Annotated in this window: 16 protein-coding genes and 1 tRNA gene; 12 read left to right on the plus strand and 5 right to left on the minus strand. The window is 57.9% G+C overall.

Features of this window, described 5'->3' with window-relative positions:
* Positions 1 to 6 precede the first annotated feature (6 nt).
* Complete coding sequence (locus IE099_RS16700; RefSeq protein ID WP_189572438.1) at positions 7 to 2,223, plus strand: c-type cytochrome; 2,217 nt, start codon at positions 7 to 9, stop codon at positions 2,221 to 2,223.
* Positions 2,220 to 3,692, plus strand: coding sequence for a hypothetical protein (locus tag IE099_RS16705; RefSeq protein WP_189572442.1), 1,473 nt, complete (start codon positions 2,220 to 2,222; stop codon positions 3,690 to 3,692). The genes IE099_RS16700 and IE099_RS16705 overlap by 4 nt, the downstream gene beginning before the upstream one ends.
* A gap of 83 nt (positions 3,693 to 3,775) precedes the next feature.
* On the opposite strand, the gene IE099_RS16710 is transcribed toward IE099_RS16705, so the two are convergent.
* Positions 3,776 to 5,251: a sialate O-acetylesterase gene (locus IE099_RS16710; protein WP_189572445.1), complete on the minus strand. Its 1,476-nt coding sequence runs from the start codon at positions 5,249 to 5,251 to the stop codon at positions 3,776 to 3,778.
* 158 nt (positions 5,252 to 5,409) lie between these two features.
* On the opposite strand from IE099_RS16710, the gene IE099_RS16715 reads away from it, so the two are divergent.
* Positions 5,410 to 7,908, plus strand: coding sequence for a glycoside hydrolase family 2 TIM barrel-domain containing protein (locus IE099_RS16715; RefSeq protein WP_189572448.1), 2,499 nt, complete (start codon positions 5,410 to 5,412; stop codon positions 7,906 to 7,908).
* Between the two features lie 107 nt (positions 7,909 to 8,015).
* Here IE099_RS16715 and IE099_RS16720 read toward each other — a convergent pair whose 3' ends face one another.
* Both IE099_RS16720 and IE099_RS16725 read right to left on the minus strand, forming a co-directional pair.
* Positions 8,016 to 9,251 (minus strand): exonuclease/endonuclease/phosphatase family protein, encoded by a 1,236-nt coding sequence (locus IE099_RS16720; protein ID WP_189572451.1) that lies wholly within the window; start codon positions 9,249 to 9,251, stop codon positions 8,016 to 8,018.
* Positions 9,252 to 9,360: 109 nt separating this feature from the next.
* Positions 9,361 to 9,435, minus strand: a tRNA-Met gene (locus tag IE099_RS16725).
* A 128-nt stretch (positions 9,436 to 9,563) separates the two neighbouring features.
* Here IE099_RS16725 and carA point away from each other — a divergent pair.
* Positions 9,564 to 10,709, plus strand: coding sequence for a glutamine-hydrolyzing carbamoyl-phosphate synthase small subunit (carA, locus tag IE099_RS16730; protein WP_189572454.1), 1,146 nt, complete (start codon positions 9,564 to 9,566; stop codon positions 10,707 to 10,709).
* A 7-nt stretch (positions 10,710 to 10,716) separates the two neighbouring features.
* Here carA and IE099_RS16735 read toward each other — a convergent pair whose 3' ends face one another.
* Complete coding sequence (locus IE099_RS16735; protein ID WP_189572457.1) at positions 10,717 to 11,277, minus strand: hypothetical protein; 561 nt, start codon at positions 11,275 to 11,277, stop codon at positions 10,717 to 10,719.
* A gap of 169 nt (positions 11,278 to 11,446) precedes the next feature.
* On the opposite strand from IE099_RS16735, the gene IE099_RS16740 reads away from it, so the two are divergent.
* From IE099_RS16740 to uppS, 7 genes are all read left to right on the plus strand, one after another.
* Complete coding sequence (locus IE099_RS16740; RefSeq protein ID WP_189572460.1) at positions 11,447 to 12,139, plus strand: RNA polymerase sigma factor; 693 nt, start codon at positions 11,447 to 11,449, stop codon at positions 12,137 to 12,139.
* A gap of 12 nt (positions 12,140 to 12,151) precedes the next feature.
* Positions 12,152 to 14,773, plus strand: a complete 2,622-nt coding sequence (locus tag IE099_RS16745; RefSeq protein WP_189572463.1) for a WD40 repeat domain-containing serine/threonine protein kinase — start codon at positions 12,152 to 12,154, stop codon at positions 14,771 to 14,773.
* Between the two features lie 94 nt (positions 14,774 to 14,867).
* Entirely contained in the window at positions 14,868 to 15,566 is a 699-nt protein-coding gene (locus IE099_RS16750) for an RNA polymerase sigma factor (RefSeq protein WP_229809559.1), read from the plus strand.
* Positions 15,567 to 15,622: 56 nt separating this feature from the next.
* Complete coding sequence (locus IE099_RS16755; protein WP_189572469.1) at positions 15,623 to 18,136, plus strand: right-handed parallel beta-helix repeat-containing protein; 2,514 nt, start codon at positions 15,623 to 15,625, stop codon at positions 18,134 to 18,136.
* Between the two features lie 23 nt (positions 18,137 to 18,159).
* Positions 18,160 to 20,292: a serine/threonine-protein kinase gene (locus IE099_RS16760; RefSeq protein ID WP_194598401.1), complete on the plus strand. Its 2,133-nt coding sequence runs from the start codon at positions 18,160 to 18,162 to the stop codon at positions 20,290 to 20,292.
* A gap of 128 nt (positions 20,293 to 20,420) precedes the next feature.
* The gene (locus IE099_RS16765) at positions 20,421 to 21,704 is read left to right on the plus strand and encodes an adenylosuccinate synthase (protein ID WP_189572475.1); all 1,284 of its coding nucleotides are present in this window, start codon (positions 20,421 to 20,423) and stop codon (positions 21,702 to 21,704) included.
* Positions 21,705 to 22,079: 375 nt separating this feature from the next.
* On the plus strand, positions 22,080 to 22,790 hold the full coding sequence (gene uppS / locus IE099_RS16770; RefSeq protein WP_189572478.1) for an undecaprenyl pyrophosphate synthase: 711 nt from the start codon (positions 22,080 to 22,082) through the stop codon (positions 22,788 to 22,790).
* Positions 22,791 to 22,851: 61 nt separating this feature from the next.
* Here uppS and IE099_RS16775 read toward each other — a convergent pair whose 3' ends face one another.
* Positions 22,852 to 23,373, minus strand: a complete 522-nt coding sequence (locus IE099_RS16775) for an ATP:cob(I)alamin adenosyltransferase (RefSeq protein WP_189572481.1) — start codon at positions 23,371 to 23,373, stop codon at positions 22,852 to 22,854.
* Between the two features lie 79 nt (positions 23,374 to 23,452).
* Between IE099_RS16775 and IE099_RS16780 the strand changes: the two genes are divergently transcribed.
* Entirely contained in the window at positions 23,453 to 24,262 is an 810-nt protein-coding gene (locus IE099_RS16780) for an FKBP-type peptidyl-prolyl cis-trans isomerase N-terminal domain-containing protein (protein ID WP_189572485.1), read from the plus strand.
* Positions 24,263 to 24,366 lie beyond the last annotated feature (104 nt).

A 24,366-nucleotide genomic window follows, 5' to 3' on the forward strand; every position in this document is an offset into this window, starting at 1 on the left:
ACCTTCTTGAAACCTTCTCTCTCCTACCGCTACCCGCTGCTCACCGCCGCTTGCCTGTCGCTCGGCTCCGCTGCCCTTGCGCAACCCATCATCGGTGGTCTCGATCGCGAGATGGACGCCATCCTTGCCGGGCGCGTGCTCCTCACCGAGCTCAACTGCGTCGCCTGCCATAACTCCAGCCTGCAAGCAAAGGGCGCTCCTGCACTCAGGGAAACCAGCACCCGAATCCAGCAGAGCTACTTGGAAGAATTTCTAACCGATCCTCATCAGGCCAAGCCCGGCACAACCATGCCCAACCTCTTGGGTTCGCTTGAAAAGGAGGAACAAGTCGAAGCAGCCAAATCTCTCAGCGACTATATTCTCAGTCTCCAGACGGAAGGAACGCCCACTCTCCCGGCTCCCAAGCCCAGTGCCGAGTCAACTGCCCGGGGGAAAGAGCTTTATCATCAGGTTGGCTGCGTTGCTTGCCACAATCCCGAAGGCAGTTCTCTCGAAAATTCCATTCCGCTCCATCGTCTCGGCGAGAAATTCATTCACTCGGCCTTGGTCGCTTTTCTTGAGAATCCACACAAAGCCCGCCCCAGCGCCCGAATGCCGGACTTCCAGCTGGAGCTTTCCGAGGCCACCGACTTGGCCAGCTACCTTCTCCGCGACGCGAAGGTTAGAGAATCGGTTCAAGCCGATCTCTCTCGCGTGGCCGCAGGAAAAGAGTGGTTTGAGAAGCTCCACTGCGCCCAGTGCCATGATCCCGAGCAAGCCCCTTTGCCATTGGCCAAAGCTCTTACCGAGCTCGACGGAAACAGGGACTGCTCGGCGACCGACTATCAGCTGACCGAAACCCAAACGTCTTGGATTCAAGCCGCCTTGCAGTCAATGGATGACGAATGGGACCCCCAACGGGAAATCGACTTCCAGATGACCCAGCTCAATTGCTATGCCTGTCACCAGCGCGATGGCAAAGGCGGCCCCGGAGATGGCCGGGACAGTTACTTCACAACCACCAATCTCAACCTCGGCGAACAAGCGCGTATTCCCCCTTCCCTCAGTCACATCGGAGCAAAGCTCATCCCCTATACCTTGAAGGAAACCTTGACTAATGGCAGCAAACAGCGCCCCTACATGAACACTCGGATGCCCGCTTATGGCTCCGCGCCAACCAAGGACTTGTTAGAACTGTTTCTCGCTCACGACAAACTCCCGGTGGCTGAGTTCACCCGCAATGAGGTCAACAAGGACGCCCGTCTGGCGGGACAAACTCTTGTCGGGGACCAGCACTTCTCCTGCGTGGCCTGCCACACCTTCAACGGGCACGCCATGACCACACTCAACGCCATCGACATGACCGTCATGGCAAACCGCTTGACCGAAAACTGGTTCCACCTCTTTTTGCGCAATCCACAGCAATTCCACGGCACCACCATCATGCCCAACTTCTGGCCTGACGGAAAGTCGATTCGCCCGGAGATGTTAGACGGTGACCGCGGAAAGCAAATCGACGCCATCTGGCAGTATCTCGAACCAGGCCAGCAAGCCCGCATGCCTTCCGGAGTGCGCCCCGAACCCATCTTCCTCGATGCCGATCAAGGAGAAGCCGTCATGCTGCGACGCCAATACACCGGCATCGGCAAGCGCGGAATCGGAGTCGGCTATCCCTCCGAACTCAACATCGCTTTCGACGCGGCGCAATGCCGTTTGGGTTCTCTTTGGCAGGGACCGTTCGGCGAGATGTCGGCAGTCTGGCGCGGCCAAGGCTCGGGCTTTGTGAAAGAGCGCAGCAAGACCGTCTACCGCTTCCCAGTCGGCCCTGCTCTTGCGCTGTTAGACGATATGGAAGCCGCTTGGCCCGTGGTGGAAGAAGCCGTCAAAGCCCCCGGATTCCAGTTCAAGGGCTACACACTGGACGCTGTCCAACGCCCGACCTTCCGCTACCTTTTTGACGGAATGGAGATCAAGGACTTCTTCGAAGACCAATCCGATGGTTCGACCTTCGTGCGTAGTCTGACCTTTGACAAAAAAGGCAGTGAAAAGCTCTTCTTCCGCGTTGCTGCCGGCGAGAAAGTGACTGCCGGAGCCGACGAAAAGACCTACCTGCTCGATGGCCAGCTCCAGATGAAACTCTCTCTTCCGGGCCAAATCCGAACCGTTGATTCACAACAAGAGCTCATCGTTCCTCTAGCTGGTGCCGAGTCCTTTACCATCACCTACGAATTCCTCACGAAATGAAAACCGTCTTCACCCTACTGACCCTGGCGACTGCATTGCCCGCCGCCGAACCCTTGGCCGACACCTGGGGCACAGCCGAGCGGGAGGAGAATTACTATCGCATCACCCGCATCACGGTGCCCGAGCCTCACTTCATCGAGCCCGGTTGCTTCGCCACAACGCCTGACGGCAAAATTGCAATCGGTTCCCGGCGGGGCGACATCTTTATCGTGGACGGCCTTTCCCTGCCCATCCCAGACCCTACCTTTCACAAATTCGCGGCTGGCTTCGACGAATTGTTAGGGTTGGATTGGAGGGACGGCTCTTTCTACGCCACCCACGCCGCGGAGCTCACTCGCGTCACCGATACCGATAATGACGGCCGGGCGGACCGCTACGACACCGTGTCCGACGTCTGGGGTTTCGCCAATTATCACGAGTATGCGCTGGGCTCGAAGTTCGATGACGAAGGCAACATCTGGGTCGCGCTTGGACTCTCGAAGTCCTACTACTCGGACGCGCTCTTCCGGGGCTGGGCCTTCAAGATTTCCGCGGACGGAGAAGCCACCCCGATCGCCAGCGGTCTGCGTAGTCCCCTCGGCGTAGGTGACAACGGACACGGCGTGATGATTTACACCGAAAGCCAAGGACCTTGGAACGGCTCATGTTCCCTCAAAGTTCTTAAGCCCAGCGGCTTCATGGGCCACCCCATCAGCTACAACTGGTATGAGTTCGCTCCCGAAATGGGCCCCGTGCCCGTGGAGCCCAATTCGCCCTCCCGCATGGAGATCGAACGTGAGCGCGTGAAGGAGCTGGTTCCCTACGCAGTGGTCTTCCCATTCATGCGCATGGGACGTTCCACTTCGGGCTTCGTGGTAGACGAAACGGACGGGAAATTCGGTCCCTTTGGCGGACAAATCTTCATCGGCGACCACACCATCAGCGTGGTGATGCGAGCGACGATGGAAGAAGTGAATGGCGTCTGGCAAGGGGCTTGCTACCCCTTCCGCGAAGGTCTTTCCACCGGCATCCTCAATAGTCACTTCACTCCCGCAGGGCAGCTTCTCACAGGAGGAACCACCCGCGGCTGGCCGGTGCGGGGCTCGCGCACCAACATCCTTGAACGCTTGGATTGGACGGGAATCACCCCCTTCGAAATCAAAGAGGTCACCATCGAACCCGATGGCTTCTTGCTGGAATTCACCAAGCCCGTCGATCCCGAGACTGCGAGTCAGTCCGAGAACTACACCATGGACACCTTCACCCACATCTATCAGTCCGGTTACGGCAGTCCCGAGGTGGACCAGACCGAACCCAAGGTCCTTTCCGCCAAGGTTTCCGATGATGGCCTCAATGTCCGCCTGAAGGTCGAAGGGGTTGTGCAAGGACATGTCCATCACATCAAGGTCACCGACGTGCTTTCGACCGAGAAGGACGAACTGCTCCACGTCGACGCCTACTACACGGTGAACGAAATTCCCGCGAAGTAATCCCGCCAAAAAAAAGCACCCTGATTTTGGGTGCTTTGATGTGTTCGCCATTGCGCAGACGAATGGCTAAGCTCACGGTCAGCCTACTTGATTGGACGATCGTCGGTGCGGAACTGGGCGGCGGGCAGACCTTCTTTATTCATCAGGTTGGGCTCATCCGCATTGCCCCAGGCGAAGCGCACGTCGGCAGGCCGGCTCACCTCATCGCTCCAAACCACCACGGTGTCGCCGTCGATCTCAGCCTGGGCTTCCACGAAGGGTCCGTTTCTTTTGGCAACCGTAAAGTGACTCAAGGGCTCACCATCACGGCTGACTAAACCACCTCCAATGCCTTTGAAGGATAGGCGAACTTTCTTTCCTTCCACTTTGAAGCTTTCATACATCGGGCCGGAATCCACCAAACCTTCTTTGCCATAGTCACGAGCGAGCGCCAATCGCGCGAGACGTTCCCCCACTGGCTTCTTGTCCTTGGGATGAATGTTGTCGACTTGACCCACATCCATTGTGACCACCATTCCGGTGTTCGGTTCAGCCAAAGCCATCGCTTGGGCCTCCCGAAGAAATGCAACCGGGATCGGCTCGGCCTTGTAGGCAAAGGGTGCGATCTGGACGAAGTAAAAAGGAAAGTCGCCCTGCTGCCAATCCGCGCGCCAGCTCTGAATCAATCGAGGAAAGAGAGTCTGATACTGCTCGGGAGCCTTCACGTTGGATTCCCCCTGATACCAAATCACCCCACGCATGGCGAAAGGCTGCAGCGGCTTGATCATGGAGTTGTAGAGCACCGCCGGAGTGCGTTGATTCAAGCCCTTCGGCACGTCCTTGCCACGAGGAAAAACCGAGCCCAAATCATCCACCAGCTTGGCGCTCTTTTTCAACGGCTCTTTGAATTCGGGAAAGTCTTTCTGCAAGACCTCTTCGCTCATCCAGGCCTCGGCACTGGAACCACCCCAGTTGGTCGAAACCAAACCGATGGGCACGTCCAGTTCCTCGTGCAACTGCGAGCCAAAGAAATACGCCACCGCGCTAAAGTTCAGCACCGTGTTCGGCGAGCAGACCGTCCAGCGGGTTTGGACGTCGTCCTGCTCCTCCAATCCCAACAACTGCGGAACATCACAAAAACGAATCTCCGGATGCTTGGCCTTCTTGACGTCGTCCTCGAAGTGGTCGACGCCGAAGCCGCGCATCTTCCACTGCATGTTAGACTGCCCCGAGCAGATCCAGACCTCGCCACTTAGAACGTCCTTGAGCTCCACTTTCTCGTCGCCACTTTCCACCTCGATGGTGAAGGGGCCGCCCGCTTTGGGAGTCTCGATTGTCGTCAGCCATTTCCCCTCTTTGTTGGCTTTCACCTTTTCTCCTCTCCGGCTCCAGGAGGGTGTCACGGTCACGGTTTCTCCAGCTTCTGCAAAGCCCCAAATCGAGGCGTCGGTCTGCTGTTGAAGCACCATGTGATCGGCAAAGACTCCCGCGAGCTTTAATCCGTTTTCTTTGCCCGACGCTGTAAAGACGGAACTGGCGGCGAGAGTGTATACGATTATTCCTTTAGTGTGGCACTTCATGATAATTTTTGAAACATTGTATCGAAACGAAGCTTACAGCAAGAAGTCAAATTCACCTTTTGAACCGACCTTGGCTTCGCGACTTGCTGCCCACTAACACCCCGCCACCTGCTGTCTATACGACTTTTTCCCTACTATTCCACATCCTGACTTCCCATATGAACCCTAAATTCGCCCTACCATCCCTCCTGCTTGCCACCTGCTTGTCACTTGGCAATCTCTCTGCTGCAGACGATCTCTCCGCTGCCAAAACAGCCCAAGCCGCGACTGACTCCCAATCTCGCGTCCGCACCAATTTCGACGACGGCTGGTTCTTTGCCAAAGAGGATGTCGAGGGCGCGCAGAAGGTCGACTTCGACCACTCCCAATGGCGCAAACTCGACTTGCCCCACGACTGGAGCGCGGAAGGTCCCTTCGACCAAAAAGCCCCTGCGGGAGCCCCCGGCGGCTTCCTCCCCTGCGGCATCGGTTGGTATCGCAAGACCTTCACCACTCCGACTTCCGGCGAGCTGCGCACTGCGATTGAGTTCGATGGCGTCTACAAGAACAGCGAAGTCTGGATTAATGGCCACTCCGTGGGCAAACGTCCCTTTGGTTACCTCGGCTTTCAATACGACCTCACCCCTCACCTCAAGTCCGAGGGAGAAAACGTGTTGGCAGTGCGCGTCGACAACTCCCTCCAACCCTCCTCGCGCTGGTATACGGGTTCGGGAATCTATCGCCACGTGCGGCTCACCCAGACCGACCGAATCCATGTCGCCCACTGGGGAACCGCGATCACCACTCCCGAGATTACAAAGGACGCCGCCACCGTCGCGGTCGAGACAACGGTTCGCAATGACTCCGACCGCGAAGAATCCATCACGGTAAAGATCTCTGCCGAGTCCCAGACCGTCTCGACCGAGGTCACCCTGGCTCCAAAATCAGAACAAACCGTTGCACAAAAACTAAAAGTCCCCCAGCCACGCCTTTGGTCCCCTGATTCACCCAACCTCTACTCTCTATCCACCGAACTTCTCGTCGGCGACAAACAAGCGGATGCACTCGAAACCACTTTCGGGATTCGCGAGTTTCGCTTCGACAAGGACAAAGGCTTTTTCCTGAACGGTGAGAGCCTGATTCTGAAAGGCATGTGCAACCACGACGACTTGGGACCTTTGGGCGTCGCCCTCTGGGATGACGCCTTGAAGCGCCGCCTCGTGATGCTCAAGGAAATGGGCTGCAACTCCATCCGCACCGCCCACAACCCCTCTTCTCCCGAGCTCATGGACCTCTGTGACGAGATGGGCTTCCTCGTCGTCAACGAGACCTTCGACAAGTGGCGTTATGGCTGGAAGTCCGAGAACGGCCAGCTGGTCGCGAACCGCGACCGTCCCGCCGTCCGCTACGGCTACCATCTCCACATCGACGAGTGGTGGGAGCGCGACCTCTCCGATCACATCAAGCGCGACTTCAATCACCCCTCCGTCATCATGTGGAGCATCGGCAACGAGGTCCCCGAGGCGCAGAAGTATGGCGAGACCGAGACTCTGATCCAGATGCGCGACCTCTGTCACAAGCTCGACCCTTCCCGCCCGGTCACTGCCGGTTGCAACTTCATCGCGGGGGCCAATGAAAGCGGCTTTGCGGAGCTCCTCGATATCGTGGGTTACAATGGCGGAGGCGGCTCCTGCTTCCAGTATGAGCAAGACAAACTGCAATTCCCCGAGCGGAAAATGTATGCCTCCGAGGTTCCCCACTCCCTGCAAACTCGCGGCGAATACCGCACCCTCTCCCGCTACCGCGAGCCCAAGCACCAACCCGCCGACCTCACTGCCGAAGAAGTGTTCCCCGAGACTCATAACAAATACGAGTCCTCCTACGACAACGCCGGCGTGCGCATCAGCTCACGCGACTCCTGGCGTCTCACCCGCGACTTCGAGTTCATGGCTGGCGAGTTCCGCTGGACAGGCTTTGACTACATCGGCGAGTCCGGAGGCTGGCCCCGCGTGCTCGGCAACTTCGGCATCATCGACCTCTGCAATTTCCCCAAGGACACCTACTACTTCTATCAAAGCCAATGGACCGAGGAGCCCATGGCCCACCTCCTCCCCCACTGGACCTGGACCGGCAAGGAAGGAACCGATATCCCCGTGCAGTGCTACACCAACTGCGACAGCGCGGAACTCTTCCTCAATGGCGAATCCCTCGGGGTCCAAACCTTCACCGAAGAGAACGACATGCACCTCCAGTGGATGGTTCCCTATCAAGCTGGAGAAATTCGTCTGGAGGCCAGCATCGATGGCGAAGTGGTTGTCACGACCGCTCACACCACCGCAGGCCCTCCCGCTGCGGTCAAACTAGCCAGCGACCGGGACGAGGTCTCCATCGCCGACCGCCAGCTCGCCTATGTGACCCTCACCGCCGAGGATGGCAACGAGACCATGTCACCCAAGGCTGCAGTTCCCATCCAACTCAGCATCGAGGGTCCCGGCCGCATCCTCGCGGTCTGCAATGGCGACCCCATGGACAGCGCCGGATTCCAGCGTGACAACATCACCACCTTCAACGGCCTCGCCAGCGTCATCATCGCCCCGACTGGCGAAGCTGGCAGCGTCACATTGACCACCCAACCCGAAGGACTTCCTGAGGAAAAGATAGTCATTGAGATGAAGTAATACTCACATCCCACACACCGCAAAGAACAGGAGCGAGAGGAGTCGCGGGCCATCAAAAGCCCCAGACTCCCTCTCGCTCCTTGTTTTTTGGGCGGAGGGAAAAACAGCTATCTCCACCGGAAACGGGCTTGATCCGCGATAGGCTTTTGCAGCCGAATCCAGATCGGCATGTGATCACTCACGTCATACTCGAACAAGGTATAATCAGGCTTGCCGTTGCTCTTGGTTGCTTCGGGAACGGCGTCCAGAAACAGCTGCTCAAAATCGAACATCCCGTAGTCGAAAAGATCCGGCCCCTCATTTCCTGCACTATCATTCTTATGAGGAGGGGGAAGTCGCTTGTCTCGCGCGATAAGGGCAATCTGGTCGTAGGTTTGGTCTCTACGTGCGTTCGTCCGAAAGACCTCACCGTCTTTGGATGGATGGGCATCCAGGAAGGGCATGTTGATTTTAGCCTTTCCTGTCCGGCCCTTTTCATTCACCGACTTGATGAACTGTTCGACCGCTCGTCGCCGGATATCCACCTTTTTAAAATCAAGATTAAGGTCTCCGAATAAGAAAATGTTCGGCTGAAAAACCCGGTCTAATTCCCGGGCTCTCATCAACAGCCAATCCAACAGTGCCTTGAACTCCATCCACCGCTCTTCACGCTGCTTCGATTGGTGACCGTATAGCAAATGAGCATTCACTGCCAAAAAGCGATAGGCGTCAGCATCACCCTCTCCTTCTGCCTCGAAAGAAGCCAAGTGCGGGGTCCTAATGAATTGAACGAACTTCGGAATCACGAAGGGAGGCTTACGTGGTTTCCTTTTCCGCGCCTCAACAGCAGCTGCGACCTTGCCTTCCCAAGCGAGTAGCTCCTGAACCCGAACCTCGAAGCTTTCCGCGAAGAGCTCACGGTCCTGAAAAAGTGTTTCCAGAATGACACTCCTTTCAAAACTAATGTCCGATGAAAGCTCGGTGTGCCGGATTCGGTCTTTCCGATAAAGAAAAGCCAGCCGTTCGCGGTTTCCTTGTCTGCCGGGAACACCTCCTGCAACGTCAGAAATGACAAGTCCGTATTGGTCGCCCAATTGCTCACGCAGATGAAAAAGGCTGGAGAGATCGTCCAACACCTCTTGAATGGCGACAAAATCGCAACGTTCACAGAAACGAACCAGAAGCTGCCAAGAACCTTGCGAACGCTTCGTTTTTCCCGCCCGCATAAGCGCTCCAAATTTGCGGATATTAAACGAGGATAGGACAAGGGAGCCATCTCGCCGCGAAGGAAGGCCATATTGAGCTTCCCGGTCGCCGAGCTGGTCAAAAACCTGCTCCCACTGTTGCCTCGTGAAGGAAGCCATGGCTATTAGGAAACAAATTCCGGCGCGGTATTCAAGCTCGCCGCAAAAGCGAAAGAAACAGAGCGAAGAAGAACTTCGCTAACGACTTGAAAAGTCACTCTAGAAAAAATGGTAGCACCGGGCAGATTTGAACTGCCGACCAAAGGCTTATGAGTCCTCTGCTCTACCACTGAGCTACGGTGCCGTTTTTCCGTGGGGGCAGGCGAAATACTTCATCCTGGCCCGTCTGTCTACGGAAAAAGCATCCTTTTCCAGTCAGGCGGAAATAACTCTGGCCAGTTTGCCCCTGAGTGTCCAAGGTCCGCTTTCGCGATGCGTAAAAAGGCTCTTTTGGCACTTGAAGACGGGCGGGTATTCCAAGGAACCGCTTTTGGACACGATGGTACAACCACCGGCGAGGTTTGTTTCAACACCTCAATGACTGGCTATCAGGAAATTTTGACCGATCCCTCCTACCGGGGACAGATCGTAACAATGACCTATCCCCAAATCGGAAACTACGGGATTACCGCCGAGGATTCCGAATCCGCCCAACCCCACGTGCGTGGTTTTGTGGTGGGCGAGCTTTGCGACGTGCCCTCCAGCTGGCGCTCGACCCAGAGCCTGAGCGACTACTTGGCGGAGCACAAAGTGCTCGGCATCGACGACATCGACACCCGCGCCCTCACCAAGCACCTCCGGTCCGCAGGGGCGATGCGCTCCTGTCTAACTACCGAGTTGTCGGAGGAGGAAGCGGTGAAAGCGGCCCAAGCCTCAGACTCCATGCTCGGAGCGGATTTCGTGAAGGAAGTCACCACCGACAAGACCTACCACTGGGATGGCGAGTCCCGTCCCTGGACCATTCCTTCCGTCTCGCAAAGCATCGAGGGCAACTACCTCCCTCTTTCCGAAGCCAAATACAAAATCGTGGCCTACGATTTCGGCATCAAGCGCAACATTCTCCGTCGCCTCCGTCAGGAAGGCTTCGACGTCACCGTGGTTCCCGCGACGACTTCGGCCTCGGACGTGCTGGCGATGAGCCCGGACGGTGTCTTTCTCTCCAACGGCCCCGGCGACCCGGCTTCCTTGGACTATGTTCACAAAGAAGTGCGCGAGCTCATTGGCCGCACTCCCCTCTTCGGCATTTGCCTCGGACACCAGCTCTTGACCCACGCCTGCGGCGGAAAGACCTACAAGCTGAAGTTCGGACACCGCGGGGGCAACCAGCCCGTGCAGGACCTCCGCACCGGCAAGGTCGAAATCACGGCGCAGAACCACGGCTTTGCCACTGACGGCGAGAACCTGCCCCCCGACACCGAGGTCACTCACATCAACCTGAATGACCAAACGGTGGAAGGCACTCGCTCGACGAAGGACCCAGTCTTCTCCGTCCAGCACCACCCGGAGGCAGCGCCCGGACCGAACGACTCCAAGGAATTCTTCGTCGACTTCGCGAAGATGATCGAGGGCAGTCGATAGGCTCGGCCTACTCACGCTCCGCATCCACCTCAGCGAGAAGATCGCGGGTGGCAATGAGCTCTTTGACTCCGTAGAGAGACAAAAAGGAGGTATTGGCTCCCCCAGAGACGATGCGCATGCGCACGGTTCCGACTGTGGGCTTGTTCTTTCGTTTGGAAGAAACGGCCTCGTAGTCCCCAATCTGGCGGAAGTGAATTTTGCGGTCACTTATCCCATCGATGATACGAAGGAAAGCGCCTTCGACATCGACGGAAAAGCCGGCCGCCCGCTTCGCCCCCATCCGTTTGCCGATGGTGCGGTAGATCAACTCACTCAAAAGCCATACGCCCGCCACCACGAGGACGGTGCTGAGGATGAAAAAACCAACCACCAGCACCTCATTGGGAACGACTGAGTTCGGATTGTAGGAGAGGAACTCAAGGGACTTGGTGAAGACTGCCAACCAGACCAGAAAGCCCACCGCACCCAACAGCATCAAGGATGAGACCCGATAAAGTTGCGCGAACTCACGGGCGACTTCATCGCGGTCCAGTTCGATAGCAAAGACTTCAGGGTAGTTTGTTTTCATAACGAGGGCAGCGTCTCATTCCCCTCACCGCCCCTCTACTGCAACCGAATCGACCGATTGTAATCGCCTCCAATTTTGCCCCACTCGTTCCACACAAAGAGTAGAAAGTTCGGAGGTTCCCCTGATTTTGCAGGCGGGTCCCGGGCGGGGTTCGTGTTAGTCTTCGCCCATGCCGCCAGGTTTTCCAGAGACGCGATGGACGCTGATTCAAAAAGTCAGGACTGAGGCGGATTCCACCGCGGCGCTTCAGGAGTGGTGCCAGAACTATTGGCAGCCAGTTTTTTCCTATATCTGCGCCCAAGGCTACGATCGCGAAACAGCCCGCGAGCTGGCCCAAACTTTTTTCGAAAAACTCATCTTCAAAGGACCTCAGAATGTCCTGCCCCAGGAACTCAAAGGAGCATTCCGGGCCTATCTCATGCGCTCGGTCAAAAACTTCCTCACCGACCAATGGCGCAGCCGTCAGTCGCAACGCAAGGGCGGCGGAACCCAAGCTGTGCCGGAGGACGAGCTGGCGCACGTAGGAGACGAGGCGCCCAATCCCGACCGCGCTTTCGACCAAAGCTGGGCCCTCACTATCCTCACCCTGGCCATGACCAAGCTGGAAAATGAAATGGCCTCCAAGGGTCGCAGTGACTTCTTCCACGTCGCCAAGACCCTGTTAGACGGACGCTCGGTGACCGATGAGAACAGGCAAGCCTTAGCCAGGTCGCTCGATATGCAGGACGGGGCCTTTCGGGTGGCCCTGCACCGCCTGCGGGGACGGTTTCGCCAGCTGATTGAGGATGAAGTGCGCGAGACAGTCTCCACCGAAGAAGAATTTCAGGAAGAACTTGGTTATCTCTTCCAAGTTTGGTCGTGAACCAAATTAAGGATGAAGAACTCTTGCAGCGAATGTGGCCAACAGATCCCGGACGAAAGTCCATTCGGGATCTGTCCGCAATGCTGCTTTGCGGCCCTTCCCAAGAATCAGGATTTGCTCATCGATGGCATCGAATTGGGCCAGAAGATTGGTGAAGGCACCTTTGGCGAAGTCTTTGAAGGCATCATTCTCGACAACACCCTCGCGGAAGTGGCGGTCAAGGTCTTGCGGGAATCCCATCTGGAGCGCGCACGATTTCTCAAGGAGCTCCAAATCGTCTCCCTCCTCTCGCATCCCAATATTGCCCAGCTCAAGACATCCGGCGAAACCCGGGACGGCCGCCCCTATTACGCCATGGAACTGGTCCATGGCGAAAGCATTGACCAAGCGGAGACATCTCCGCTGGCGGCCATGGTTCAGCTGACCCAGGCGGTCGCCCATGCGCACCAGAACGGAGTCATCCACCGTGACCTGAAGCCGTCCAACATCCTGGTGACGGGAGAGGGAGTGGTCAAAGTGATCGACTTTGGCATCGCGCGGGTGTTCTCCGGCCCGCTCACCATTGCCCACCAGCCGACGCAGAACATGCGCATGGGCACCCCGCTCTACATGAGCCCCGAGCAATTGGAGGGCAATCCGCGCATCGATACCCTCTCCGACGTCTACTCGTTGGGTCTCATTGCCTACGAGCTCTGCCTGGGCCGACCGGTTCTGCAGAACGTGGTATCCACCACCGACTCTTGGTCTGACAACGCCCGACGCTTGCAGGACTTCAACTTTCCTCGACTGGAATCCAAGGAGTGGAACTGGGTGGCGGCCAAGGCTTGTGCCTTTGACCGCAAAGATCGCTATCAAACCGCGGACGCCTTGCTGAAAGATCTCCTGGCTATCGAAAAGGGCACCATGGTGATGGCGGGCAAAACCGACCGACTCTACCGCGCGCAAAAATTCTGTCGCAAATACCGCACCGCCATCGCTGCGGTCGCCGTTGCGATGGTCTTTCTGGCCACCGTTGCAGGCATGAGCTTGCAGATGGCAGGCAAAGAGCGGCAGGCGGCGCAGGAAGTCCGGGAAGCAATGTTGGAACGAGAAAAGGCTCAGCTCGCGACCCGCATCGCGGCCTCGGACGCCCGCTTGCGTGAAGCCAATCTGGCCCTGAGCCGCGACAACGCGGGCGAGGCCCTGCGTATTATCGACCTCGCTCTCGAGCTACATCCCAACAACGAGCAAGCGCGCTACTTCCGAAACTTTCTTCTAGCAACCCGATCCTTTGCCCTCCCCGTCGCCCCGCCCCCAACCAAAGCCCCAGCCAAACAAATCGAAAAACATAAAAACGGGTTTCTCGTCAATGGCTCGGAAGTCATCGCGCTCCCTCCAAGAAAGATCGCCCATTCGCGGAACGACATTGCAGTGCACGATGACGGCCGTGGCCGGCTCACGTTTACGAGTAAAGAAACCGGAGAAAGCCTTCTTGATCCTCTCATCTACGGCTCAGGCTTTGAGCAGGCCGCCTTCTCCCCCGAGCACGCCGCCGTTTGTGCCACCACGGAAGAAGGCGCTTTGCAGCTCTGGGATGTCTCCGCGATGAGTCCACATGCCGAGTCCGCAACGGTTTCCACTCCCGTGACTTGGTTGAGTTTCGAGCGGGAAAAGGACACTCTCTGGCTGGTTGATCGCAATGCGAGACTGGGGCTGTGGGCCAAGAATCTAAAGCCCCTGCAATTGACAAAAATGAAGGGCTTCGAGCCCGAGTTCTTCGCCCGCTATGCCCAGCACAACCACCGCGACTACCTGTGGCAATTCTGGCAGGGTGGCAATCAACGCGGCCTGGCGGGAGGAAGAGCCCAGGCCTTTGCCGCCATGCTGGCCGTCGACAAGCATACGAAGAAAGCAGGCAGCTCCCTGATGATCTCGACTATGGCGCGGGACGAAGACGTGGTGGTCTTTGTCGACTCCTTGGGTTGGATCGGAATTCGGAACGACCGGGGCAGCTATGACTTCCTCCCCGGCCCACGCCGACCAGTCAGCCGCATCACTCTTTCGGCCAAGGGTGAGCGAGGCGCGGTCTTGCTCGAGAACGGCGAGCTAGCCACCTTCCTCCCCTTGGAAAGAGCTGTGCTTTGCCGCTGGGCACCCACCGAGTCCCTGCGCAGTCTGGCTTTCACCGACAGTGGCGACCTCCTCATTGCCGCCGGCCACGATGGCCGCATCCACTTCTACGACCCGTCCACCGGCAAGAAAAAATATCCCAGCATCGAGACCCCGGGAGAGGAAATTGAGCTCGCGGCAGTCCCCCATCGGGAGGAATTCCTCACCTGCTCCACTGGTAACCTGCACATCAAAAGAAGGGCAGCCCATGGAGGCAAACTCCTGCACTCCGGGATGAGGCATCGCGATGGAGTTCACTGGTTCTCTTGCTCTCTGGATGGACAGTTTCTCTTTTCCATCGACCAGACCGATATTGCATCCACCCGTGGGGCCTTGCGAATCTGGTCGCTGCGCAATGGCCAGGAAGTGGTGCCCGCATTGGAGCATGACTCCCCCATCAACTGCGCCACGATCTACAAAAACGGACAACGCTTGGCCACCGCCAGCGCCAACGGACAGGTGCGCCGCTGGTCGATTACCCAATGAGCCAGGGGCGAGGTCATTGACGGGAACCGGCCAACTCCCTAAGCTCGTGCCGGTGGAGGCACGTGAACAGGAGACTCAAGGCCAGACCTTTCCAGTGACTCGCTGGAGCCTTGTCGTCGCTGCGGGCGAGAGCGTGGAGAATGCCCTCGAGGAAATTTGCCTCCTTTACTGGAAACCCATCTACAGCTTTCTCCGCCGGTCCGGTCACTCTTCCTGCGATGCGGAGGACATTACTCAGACTTTTTTGACCGAACTCTTGCGGGACAATGCTCTGGAGCGAGCAAGTCGGGGAAAGGGCCGCCTGCGCTCCTTTCTACTGGGCTCGCTCAAGCGACACCTCACCGCGCGCCACCGATACGAGAATGCCGAAAAACGAGGCGGTGGAACAAAAGCCCTGGCCTTGGCGAACTCCGAACTGGACTTCAACGAAGCCGAGCACCAGTTCGCCAACATGCCCGCCAGCGGAGCTTCGCCGGACCAGCTCTTTGACCAGCGCTGGGTGCTCCAACTTCTGGCACGGGCGCATCGTCGGCTCAAGGCGGACTATCAGGCCGTGGGCAAGGGATTGGAGTATGAACTCCTCAAAAGCGCGGTGACAAACACCGAAGAAATGGACGCTCCACAGGTGGCGAAAAAACTGAAGGTCGCCCCCTCCACCGTTCGGGTTCTGGTTCATCGATTGCGCAAAAACTTTCGAGCGGCCTTCAGGGATGAGATCGCGGAAACGGTGTCCTGCCGCAGCGAAGTCGATGCCGAGTTCGAGGACTTGCTCAAAAGCTTTTCCAAATCCTGAGGAGAAAAATTCATTTCGTTTGAAACAATCGCGGACCGATTTCCAGAGAAAGGGAGATGAAGAACAACCAACATCGCAAAACCCGAATTGCTTCGAATCCTCTCAGCAACGTTCTGCTCTGCAGCATGGCCGGCCTCCTTCCGGTGGCAGCGGGGACCATTGTGGTCACGACCGCCGATGACCAACTGGACGCCCCGGGTTCGGGTGGTCTGATTTCTCTTCGCGAAGCCATCCGGGATGCTCCCGATGAAGCGACTACAATCGAATTCGATGAGTCCCTGAGCGGAGCCATCTTCGCGCTCGATCCCAGCTTGGGCAGCTTGATCGTAGCAGATCCCGACGCAGGAACGAGCCCGACCGACACAGGGCGACTGACCTTCGACGCCACCGGCCTCGCCAGCCCTCCGCGCATCTCTTCGCCCACTCTCAACGAAACCAGTGGCGCCGCCCTCGAGGTCACCGGTCGGAGCGTGCGGCTGCGCAACATGGTGATCGAGAATGCCAGCCATCAGGGAATCCGGGTCGATGCGCTGGTCGATCTCCAACTGGAGAACGTGGACATTCGCCACTGCGACCACGCGGCCATTTGGTTTCAGGGCTTTGGCCTTTACATGACGGAATGCGAGATCCACGGCAACATCATCCCCAGCTCAGGCCTCGATGAAGAGGTAGCGGCAGTCTGGTTCGACAACGGATTCACCCTGAGCATGAACGCCTGCTCCATCTATCAGAATGCGGGGCGCGGCATTCTCTGCGAGGCGTCCTCATCCTTTGGACGCTCGGCAGATCTCACGAATCTCACGATTGCAGAAAACAGTCCCAAGGATGCAGACACTCCCTACGGCGGCATTTCTATCAATGGTTCACTCGCGACCGAGATCCGGCACTGCACCATCGTGGACAATGCTGGTGGCGGACTGGGTAGCACGAGCTCCAACACCCGAGCCTTCTCTTCTATCATCGCACGCAATTACTCGCGAGAGACCGGCGGACTCCTCAACCTCTCCGACAACGTCACCTCCCGGGGATACAATCTATCCGATGATTCTCCCGCAGCCCTTGACCACCTCACGGACAAGACCAATCAGCTCCCGAGGCTCAGTCGCATTGGTTACTACGGCGGTCACGCTCCGACTTGTTATCCGCTGGTGGGGTCCCCTGCCCTCAGCGCTGCCAATGCGGAAGATACCGAGAGCATTGATGGACGGGGCTACCCTCGCGAAATCAGCACCTCCAACAACAGCTCCCGAAACCTTCCTGACATCGGAGCCGTGGAGGTCAACACCTCCACCTCCCGCAGCCTCAACGTGGTCTCCACAACCGCCAGCGTTGTCGGCTCGTTGCAGAATCGGCTCGACCAGAATACCGTCTACCATCATCGCCGAATCACCTTCGATGCCAGTATGAGCGGGCAGACTTTTCTCTTTGAGAATATTCAGAGTCTGGCGAACGATCAGCGCGTGGTGGTCGATGCTTCCGCCTTGGAAGAACCCATCATCCTTGAGACCGGCGGTCTTTATTCGGGAAAGGGTTCCAGCCTGAGCCTCATCAACGTGGTCCTTTCCGACTTCAATCTCACGGCCCAGTTCGATGGCTCCATCGGACTCAATTGCGCCGAGGTCACGGACACCTCCGTGAACCTGACCAGCTCGGGGAGAATGCTTCTCAACGAATGCGAAGTTCACGACACCACGACCTCGGGCACCTACTCGGTGGTGAGTTCTTTTGGGGCCGGCCACTTGCAAGTTTGGAACAGCACCTTTTCCAACAACGCTAAGACTGGCGAAGCCCACGGAGCGGCGATTCTAAGCACCTCCTCCAAGCCGAGCGAACTCTTCAACGTCACCTTCGACGGCAATCAAAGCAACAACGAGGGCGCGGCTATCTACCATGAGGGCGACCTGCTCGTCGCGCGCCATTGTAGCGTTCTGGACACGCAGAGTTCCTACGGGGCCTTTGCTTTCGGCCCCACTGCCAGCAGCCGAGTAACGGGTTGCCTCTTTGCGGGGAATCAAAACAGCAGCAACTCCAGCTTCGATGCCGACGTCCTCATCCCCTCGGGCAGTGAAGACAGGCATGACTTTTTCTGGAACTGGACCACCGCCATCAGCCCCCGTCCGGACGGATTCGAGGCCGGATCCCAGAATCAGATTGGAGCCGATGTTTCCCTCCGGGAACTGGGCGACTACGGCGGCAAAGTGCCCTCCCGCCCCCAGACAAGCGACAGCGGCCTACTTGGGATCTTCTCTGGAATTCCCGCCCGGGCACTCGACGCCATTGGACAAGTCCCGGAAGGGATTCGTCCGGTGCCCGGAGCCGTCACTGAGACACAAAATCAGGGCCAGCCTTTTGCCTCCATCGACTTGATATCGGTCTCGGGAAACACCGCCACTCTCACCATCAGTCGCACTCCTGGCAGTGCTTGGATTCTGTATACTGGCGAGGCTCCCAATAGCCTATCCGCCACCAGCTACGAAGTGCCTTCCGAAGCTGCGGTGCCAGTGACCTTAAACGTTCTTCTCCCGAGCCCTCATCCGGAACAATATTTCATGCAGTTGGAGGAAGACTAGCTTCCGCTTCCAGCCGAAAGACAATGCCAGCCCGTCCCGAAATATGCCCCCGATGCCAACAAGCCGTCCCACTCGAGGTGGAGGGACTCTGCCCCTGGTGCACCATGGCGGCACTGGCGGCTTTGAGGAAAAAAGAAGAGAGTCCCGGCCTCTCGGATTCCGCTCCTTCTATCGATGGGCTTACCGTCCACGAAGAGGTTGGCGAAGGAGGATTCGGCATTGTCTATCGGGCGACTCAAGTAGGGCTCGTGCAGCGAAAGGTCGCCCTCAAGGTGTTGAAACCAGGAGTCGATACCCGACAGGTCTTACGTCGCTTCGCAGCGGAGCAAAAAGCTCTCGCCCTGTTAGAGCATCCCTACATCGCCCGCATCTATCAGGCAGGGAGCACCAGTGACGGCTACCCCTACTTCACGATGGAGTTCATCGAAGGGCGCCCCATCACGGAAGCTCTCCACGGAGTGGACTGGCGGAAGATTTTGGAAGTATTCCTCAAGGTCTGCGACGCCATAGATTACGCGCACGGCCAGGGCCTCATTCATCGCGACCTGAAGCCGTCCAATCTCCTCGTCACAACCAGTGGTCAGCCCAAGGTCATCGACTTCGGGCTCGCCAAAGTCGTCGACCCCACCCGGGAGGTCGGGATGACGCTCTACACCTTGGCTGAGAAGTCACTGGGAACTCCCGGCTACATGGCACCGGAGCAAAAGGTGGAAGGCGGCCTCGTCGACGAGCGAAGTGACCTTTACTCCCTGGGAGCCATCCTCTTCGAGCTCCTAACGGGGACGACACTGCCCGAGAATCGAGTGCCCCCGCCCTCTACCCTCACCCTGCAACAATTCCCCCTAGCCTTTGACGAAGTGGTAGCCAAAGCAATCGCGCTCACTCCCGAACAGCGCTATCAAACCGTGGAGGAACTTGCCGCTGACCTGAAAAGGATCGAACTCGGGGAGCCACTCGGAATTCAATCGGCAAAGTCTCACAAGACAAAGAAAAGCGCCCTCGCGCTCGCCGCCATCCTCATTGCATTCACATGCTTGTTAGCTTTCTTTTGGCCGAGTGAGAGAGAACAACCTCGGGCAACTCCGCTCCCGACTCCTCTCACCGAGCCGAGCATCATCTTCGAAAACGTCACCAAAACCCCTCTCGAAATTCTAACAACCCCGGACGGACGATATGGCTTGGCGCTCTTTCGCAGCGGAGGACGGGCGGTCTTCTTTGATGCCCAGACCGGAGAGGAAACCGGAACGATTCTCCCACTTCCCTCGGCACCGTTCTCCGGTTCAATTGGCGTTGACGATCGTAGCTTTCTCGTCGGTCTCAATGACGGCACCTTTCGCAACTACGAGGCATCTAGTAGCAAACCACTCAGCTCGCCCTTCAATCTCACTCCCGGATACCCGGGCCGAGTCGATCGCATCAGTCAATACCGCAGCACTTCTGGCGAGGTTCACATCCTGAGCACCTCCGGCGACAAGCGGCTCCGAATCTGGAACTCTGGACTTCAGGAGGTTTCCAGTCTTCCGCTCATCGACTCGCCCTACGGTCTGGCGGTTCATCCAAAGGGCACCCAAGCTCTGGTCGGAAGCCTGGGCGGGCAGCTCAACTGGATTGATTTGGAAAAGCAGGAGGTCATTGGAGTTCTAAAGGGAATTTCCAGTCACCCGCTCAGCATTCAGTATTCTCCCGATGGCCGCCTCTTCGCAGTTTGTTCAGACCGGGGGCAGATTCGGGTTTGGACCGAGACGGGCGATGTTCATCAGGTCTTTCGGCTGCCCGAACGCATCGAAGGTTTCTCCTTTTCCCCCGATTCCCGTCTCCTCGCCGCCACGTGCCACGATGGCTGGGTCCGGCTGTGGAACCTCGGCTCCGGAGTTCTCCTTCACCGGTTTCCCCACGACCACGAGGTCCTCTGCGTGGCCTTTTCCCCCGACGGCAAGCTCCTTGCCAGCGGAGGACAGGATTTCATGGTGCGCTTGTGGGAGGTGGAAAGCGGAAGACCCGCGCGCGAGCCCTGGAGGGTCAACTCGGCGGTGTCCAAGATGCGATTCGTCGAGCGGTTGGACGAGGGCTGCAACCTCGCGGTCCTGACCTGGGAACGCGCGGTCAGACTCTACCCCGTGCGGCCCGAGGATCTCGATCCGCGGCCGGAATCGTAAAAAAGTGCCCCACAAGCGAACGAATCCGCTCCGCTGGCAGGAAAGAGAAAGATTTCACTCGAAATTTTGCCCTCTCCGGTTCATTGAACCCCTTCGCCGTACGGTCATATCCGGGCGGCTTTTGGACCATGAATACCGTAGTCGTAGGCCTCCAATGGGGTGATGAAGGAAAAGGGAAAGTCGTAGATCTGCTCACTGAAGATGCTGACTTGGTCGTGCGCGGCCAAGGGGGCGCGAACGCGGGTCACACCGTCATCGTTGAAGACAAAAAATACGTCCTCCACCTGTTCCCCTCCGGCATTCTCTGGCCCGGCAAGCAGAATATCATCAGCAACGGAGTGGTGCTGGACCCCATCAGCCTATGCGAGGAAATCACCACCCTGGAAGGCCAAGGCATCGTCATCAATCCTGAGAAGCTGCTCATCTCCGACCGTGCCCACCTGGTGCTTCCCCTCCACCGCGAGCTCGACGCCGCCCGCGAGGCCAAGCTCGGCGACAAAAAGATTGGCACCACCAAGCGCGGTATTGGCCCCGCCTACGCCGACAAGGCCAACCGCCAGGGCATCCGCCTCGCCGACGCCATTCGCCCCGAAAAGCTCCGCGAACTCTTGGAAATTCGCGTTCCGGAAGCCAACGCCACTCTCGAGCCCCTCGGACTGGAAACCTTCACCGTCGACGGCATCATCGATGCCATCACCCCAGCCCTCGAGCGCCTCCGCCCGCACATCGCGGACATCATCCCCGTCGTTCACAAGGCCTGGAAAGCCAAGGAGACCATCCTCTTTGAAGGAGCCCAAGGGACCTTCCTTGATATCGACTTTGGCACCTATCCTTTTGTCACCTCCTCGAACACCACTTCGGGCGGTTGCACCACCGGAACCGGACTGCCTCCCCTCGCCATCGAGGCGGTCGTGGGAGTCTGCAAAGCCTACACCACCCGCGTTGGCTCAGGGCCTTTCCCAACCGATAACGAGGACCTCGCCAACTACCTGCACGGCCTCGGCCGCGAGTTCGGCGCTACCACCGGCCGGGCCCGCTCTTGCGGTTGGCTCGATACCGTTCTTTTGCGCTACTCCTGCATGGTCAACGGAGTCACCGGCCTCGCCATCACCTGCCTCGACGGTCTGGACGAGCGCGATACGATACAAATCTGCACTCACTACGAAATCGACGGTGAGAAGCACGAATTCCCACCCGCCGACCGCGATGCCTGGGACCGCATCGTCCCCGTCTACGAAACTCTCCCCGGCTGGAAAGAGGACACCACTTCATGCAACACTTGGGGAGACCTTCCCGAGAATGCAAAAGCCTACCTCACCCGCCTGTCCGAACTCTCCGGAGCTCCCATCTCCCACGTCGGAATCGGCCCGGGCCGGGATCAGACGATCCTGGTTGAGCAATCGGCGGGCTAGGCCCTGCGAACGCGATATTTGGTTTTGGTCTTTGGTTGTTGGGATTCCTTTTAGGACGATGATTGGCTATCGGGACCTTCAGTTTTGGCAAGAGGCTCGAGAACGTTCGATTGAGATTGATCTCATATCTGTGTGTTGCTTACCCGATTTCGAAAAGCTCGAAGGAATTAGCCAAATGCGCGGCAGCTCGAAACGCTGCACGCAACTGGTTTCATGGCAGAGCTGAAAGCCTATCACTTCCTTTATCCCCGCCCCGACACCCTCGGCCGAAAGCTCAACAACTTCATCCAATCAGTAGAACGCACCCACCGCTCGAAACCGTCCCCCTAAAGTCCCAACATTCAAAAAACAACATCGCCACCGAGCTCATCTCACATGCCCACTTCACCAAACATTCCCGAGCACATCGCCATCATCATGGACGGCAACGGCCGTTGGGCGAAGGAGCGTGGTTTACCGCGGCGTGACGGCCATCGGGCGGGTGCCGAATCGGTGAGAGAGGCGGTGGAAACTTGCAAAGAGCTGGGTGTCAAATACCTCACCCTCTATGCTTTTTCTTCAGAAAACTGGAGTCGGCCCCAGAGCGAAATCGATGCCCTGATGCTGCTTCTGGATCGCTTTTTGGCGGAAAAGACCAAGGAACTGAACAAGCAAAAGGTGCGACTCCACACCATCGGCCAAATCGATCGTCTGCCGGAAAAAAACCAGCGTCGAATCGCGCGAGCCAAAGAGGAAACTGCGGAAAATACCGACCTCAACCTCATCCTCGCCCTCTCCTACGGCGGCCGGGAGGAAATCACGGGAGCGGTCAGAAAGATCGCGGAAGAAGTGCAGGCCGGAAAAGTGAAACCCGAGGACGTCACGAAAGACCTCGTGGCGCAAAACCTCGACACAGCCAACTTCCCCGACCCGGATCTGTTGGTGCGGACTTCGGGCGAGATGCGGCTCTCCAATTTTCTTCTGTGGCAGCTATCCTACGCCGAAATCGTGACCACCAAGAAATACTGGCCAGATTTCAAGCGTGCCGACTTGCAGGCTGCGGTCGAAGAATACACCCGCCGCCACCGGCGCTTCGGGGGACTTTAAGCCCGGACCGCGAGAGCCCTCACTCGCCCCGGTGGACTGATGCAATGAGACCTAAGCCCCGCTAGGACTCTTCTCTGCGGGCGAGAAGCCAGAGATAATCGGACAGCCGATTGAGAAAGAGTGTGATCTGGGGCAGAGGTCCCTCCTCGGCGAGCGCAAGCGCCTTGCGTTCAGCGCGGCGAGCTCCCGTTCGGGCCTGGTCGAGAAAGGCGGCTGCCAATGAGCCCGCAGCGCCCGGCCGAGCCCATCCGGCGAAACTCACCCCCGCCGCCTCGATGGCCTTGGCACGCTCTTCCACGGTAGCCACTTCCTCGGGCCCAATCTGGGGCATGGTATCACCAGCGTAGCGTTCCAGGTCCTCCGGCAACACCGCCAGCTCCCCCATCAGGCCCACCAACTTTTCCTGCAGCCAATCGACCTCCACGGCGAGACTCTCGCTCCCATGGCAGCGGACGACTCCCAAGGTGGTATTCAGCTCATCAATCGCCCCCAGCGTCGCCACCCGGAGGGACGTCTTTGCGATTCGCTTTCCATATAACAAATCCGTGTAACCTTCATCTCCCCGTCCCGTAATGATGCTCATCCCGCAAGCTGTAGCCCAGTTCCCCGCCCAAATCCACCCTCGACAACGCAGGCCTCAGTTGCCAATTTTTTCCCGCCTCATGAAACTACAATATTTTTCTCTCTTACCCCTTCTGGCCGCGACCTCTCTGGTGGCCCAGGAAGGAGCACCGGCCAAACCAACGGAAGCCCCGGCCCAGCCCGCGGCTGAGACCGATCCCGCCGTCATCAAGTCCAACTCATCCTATGGATTCGGCTACAACAATGGTAATGCCTTCAAGCAACAGATGAGCCGCTTCGGTCTGGGCGCCGACGACATCGACCGCGATCAATTCATCAAAGGCTTTATGGACGCCTTGGACGGGAACGATCCTGCCAATGGCCAGGACGCGCTTAACGCGGCCATGCTGGGACTGCGCAATCAGATCCAAGAACGAGAGAAAGCTCTCGGAGAGGAAAATCTCAAGGCTGCCGAGGACTTCCTCACCAAGAACAAGTCTCGCGAAGGAGTGGTCACCACCGACTCCGGCCTCCAATACGAGGTTCTCAAAGCTGGCGAAGGCCCCAAGCACGATGGCAGCGAAGGAGCCAAGTTTCTCGTCAACTACAAGGGAACTCTGATCGATGGCACCGAGTTCGATGCTTCTCCCGAAGGATCTCCCGTTCCCATGAACCTCAATGTGGTGCCCGGCTTCCGCGAGGCGCTCACCTCCATGAACGTCGGCTCCAAGTGGAAAATCTACCTCAAGCCCGACCTTGCGTATGGCGAAAATCGTCGCAACGAGCTCATCGGACCAAACTCCGCGCTGATCTTTGAAGTGGAATTGACCGAGATTCAGAAGGCGGCTCCACGCCCCAAGGCGGTCTCCCCGCCTATCCAGATTCCTCCCGCTCCCAAGAAGGCTGAGTAAAAGGACTCGGACCTCATTTTTCAAAGAAGGAAGGGCAGCGATGCTCTTCCTTTTTTTGTGTTCAAAGGAGAGCACCCGCCTGCTCTGCCAAGCGTTCCTTCTTC

Origin of the sequence: Roseibacillus persicicus (assembly GCF_014651675.1) — a bacterium.
In the GTDB taxonomy this organism is placed as follows: domain Bacteria; phylum Verrucomicrobiota; class Verrucomicrobiia; order Verrucomicrobiales; family Akkermansiaceae; genus Roseibacillus; species Roseibacillus persicicus.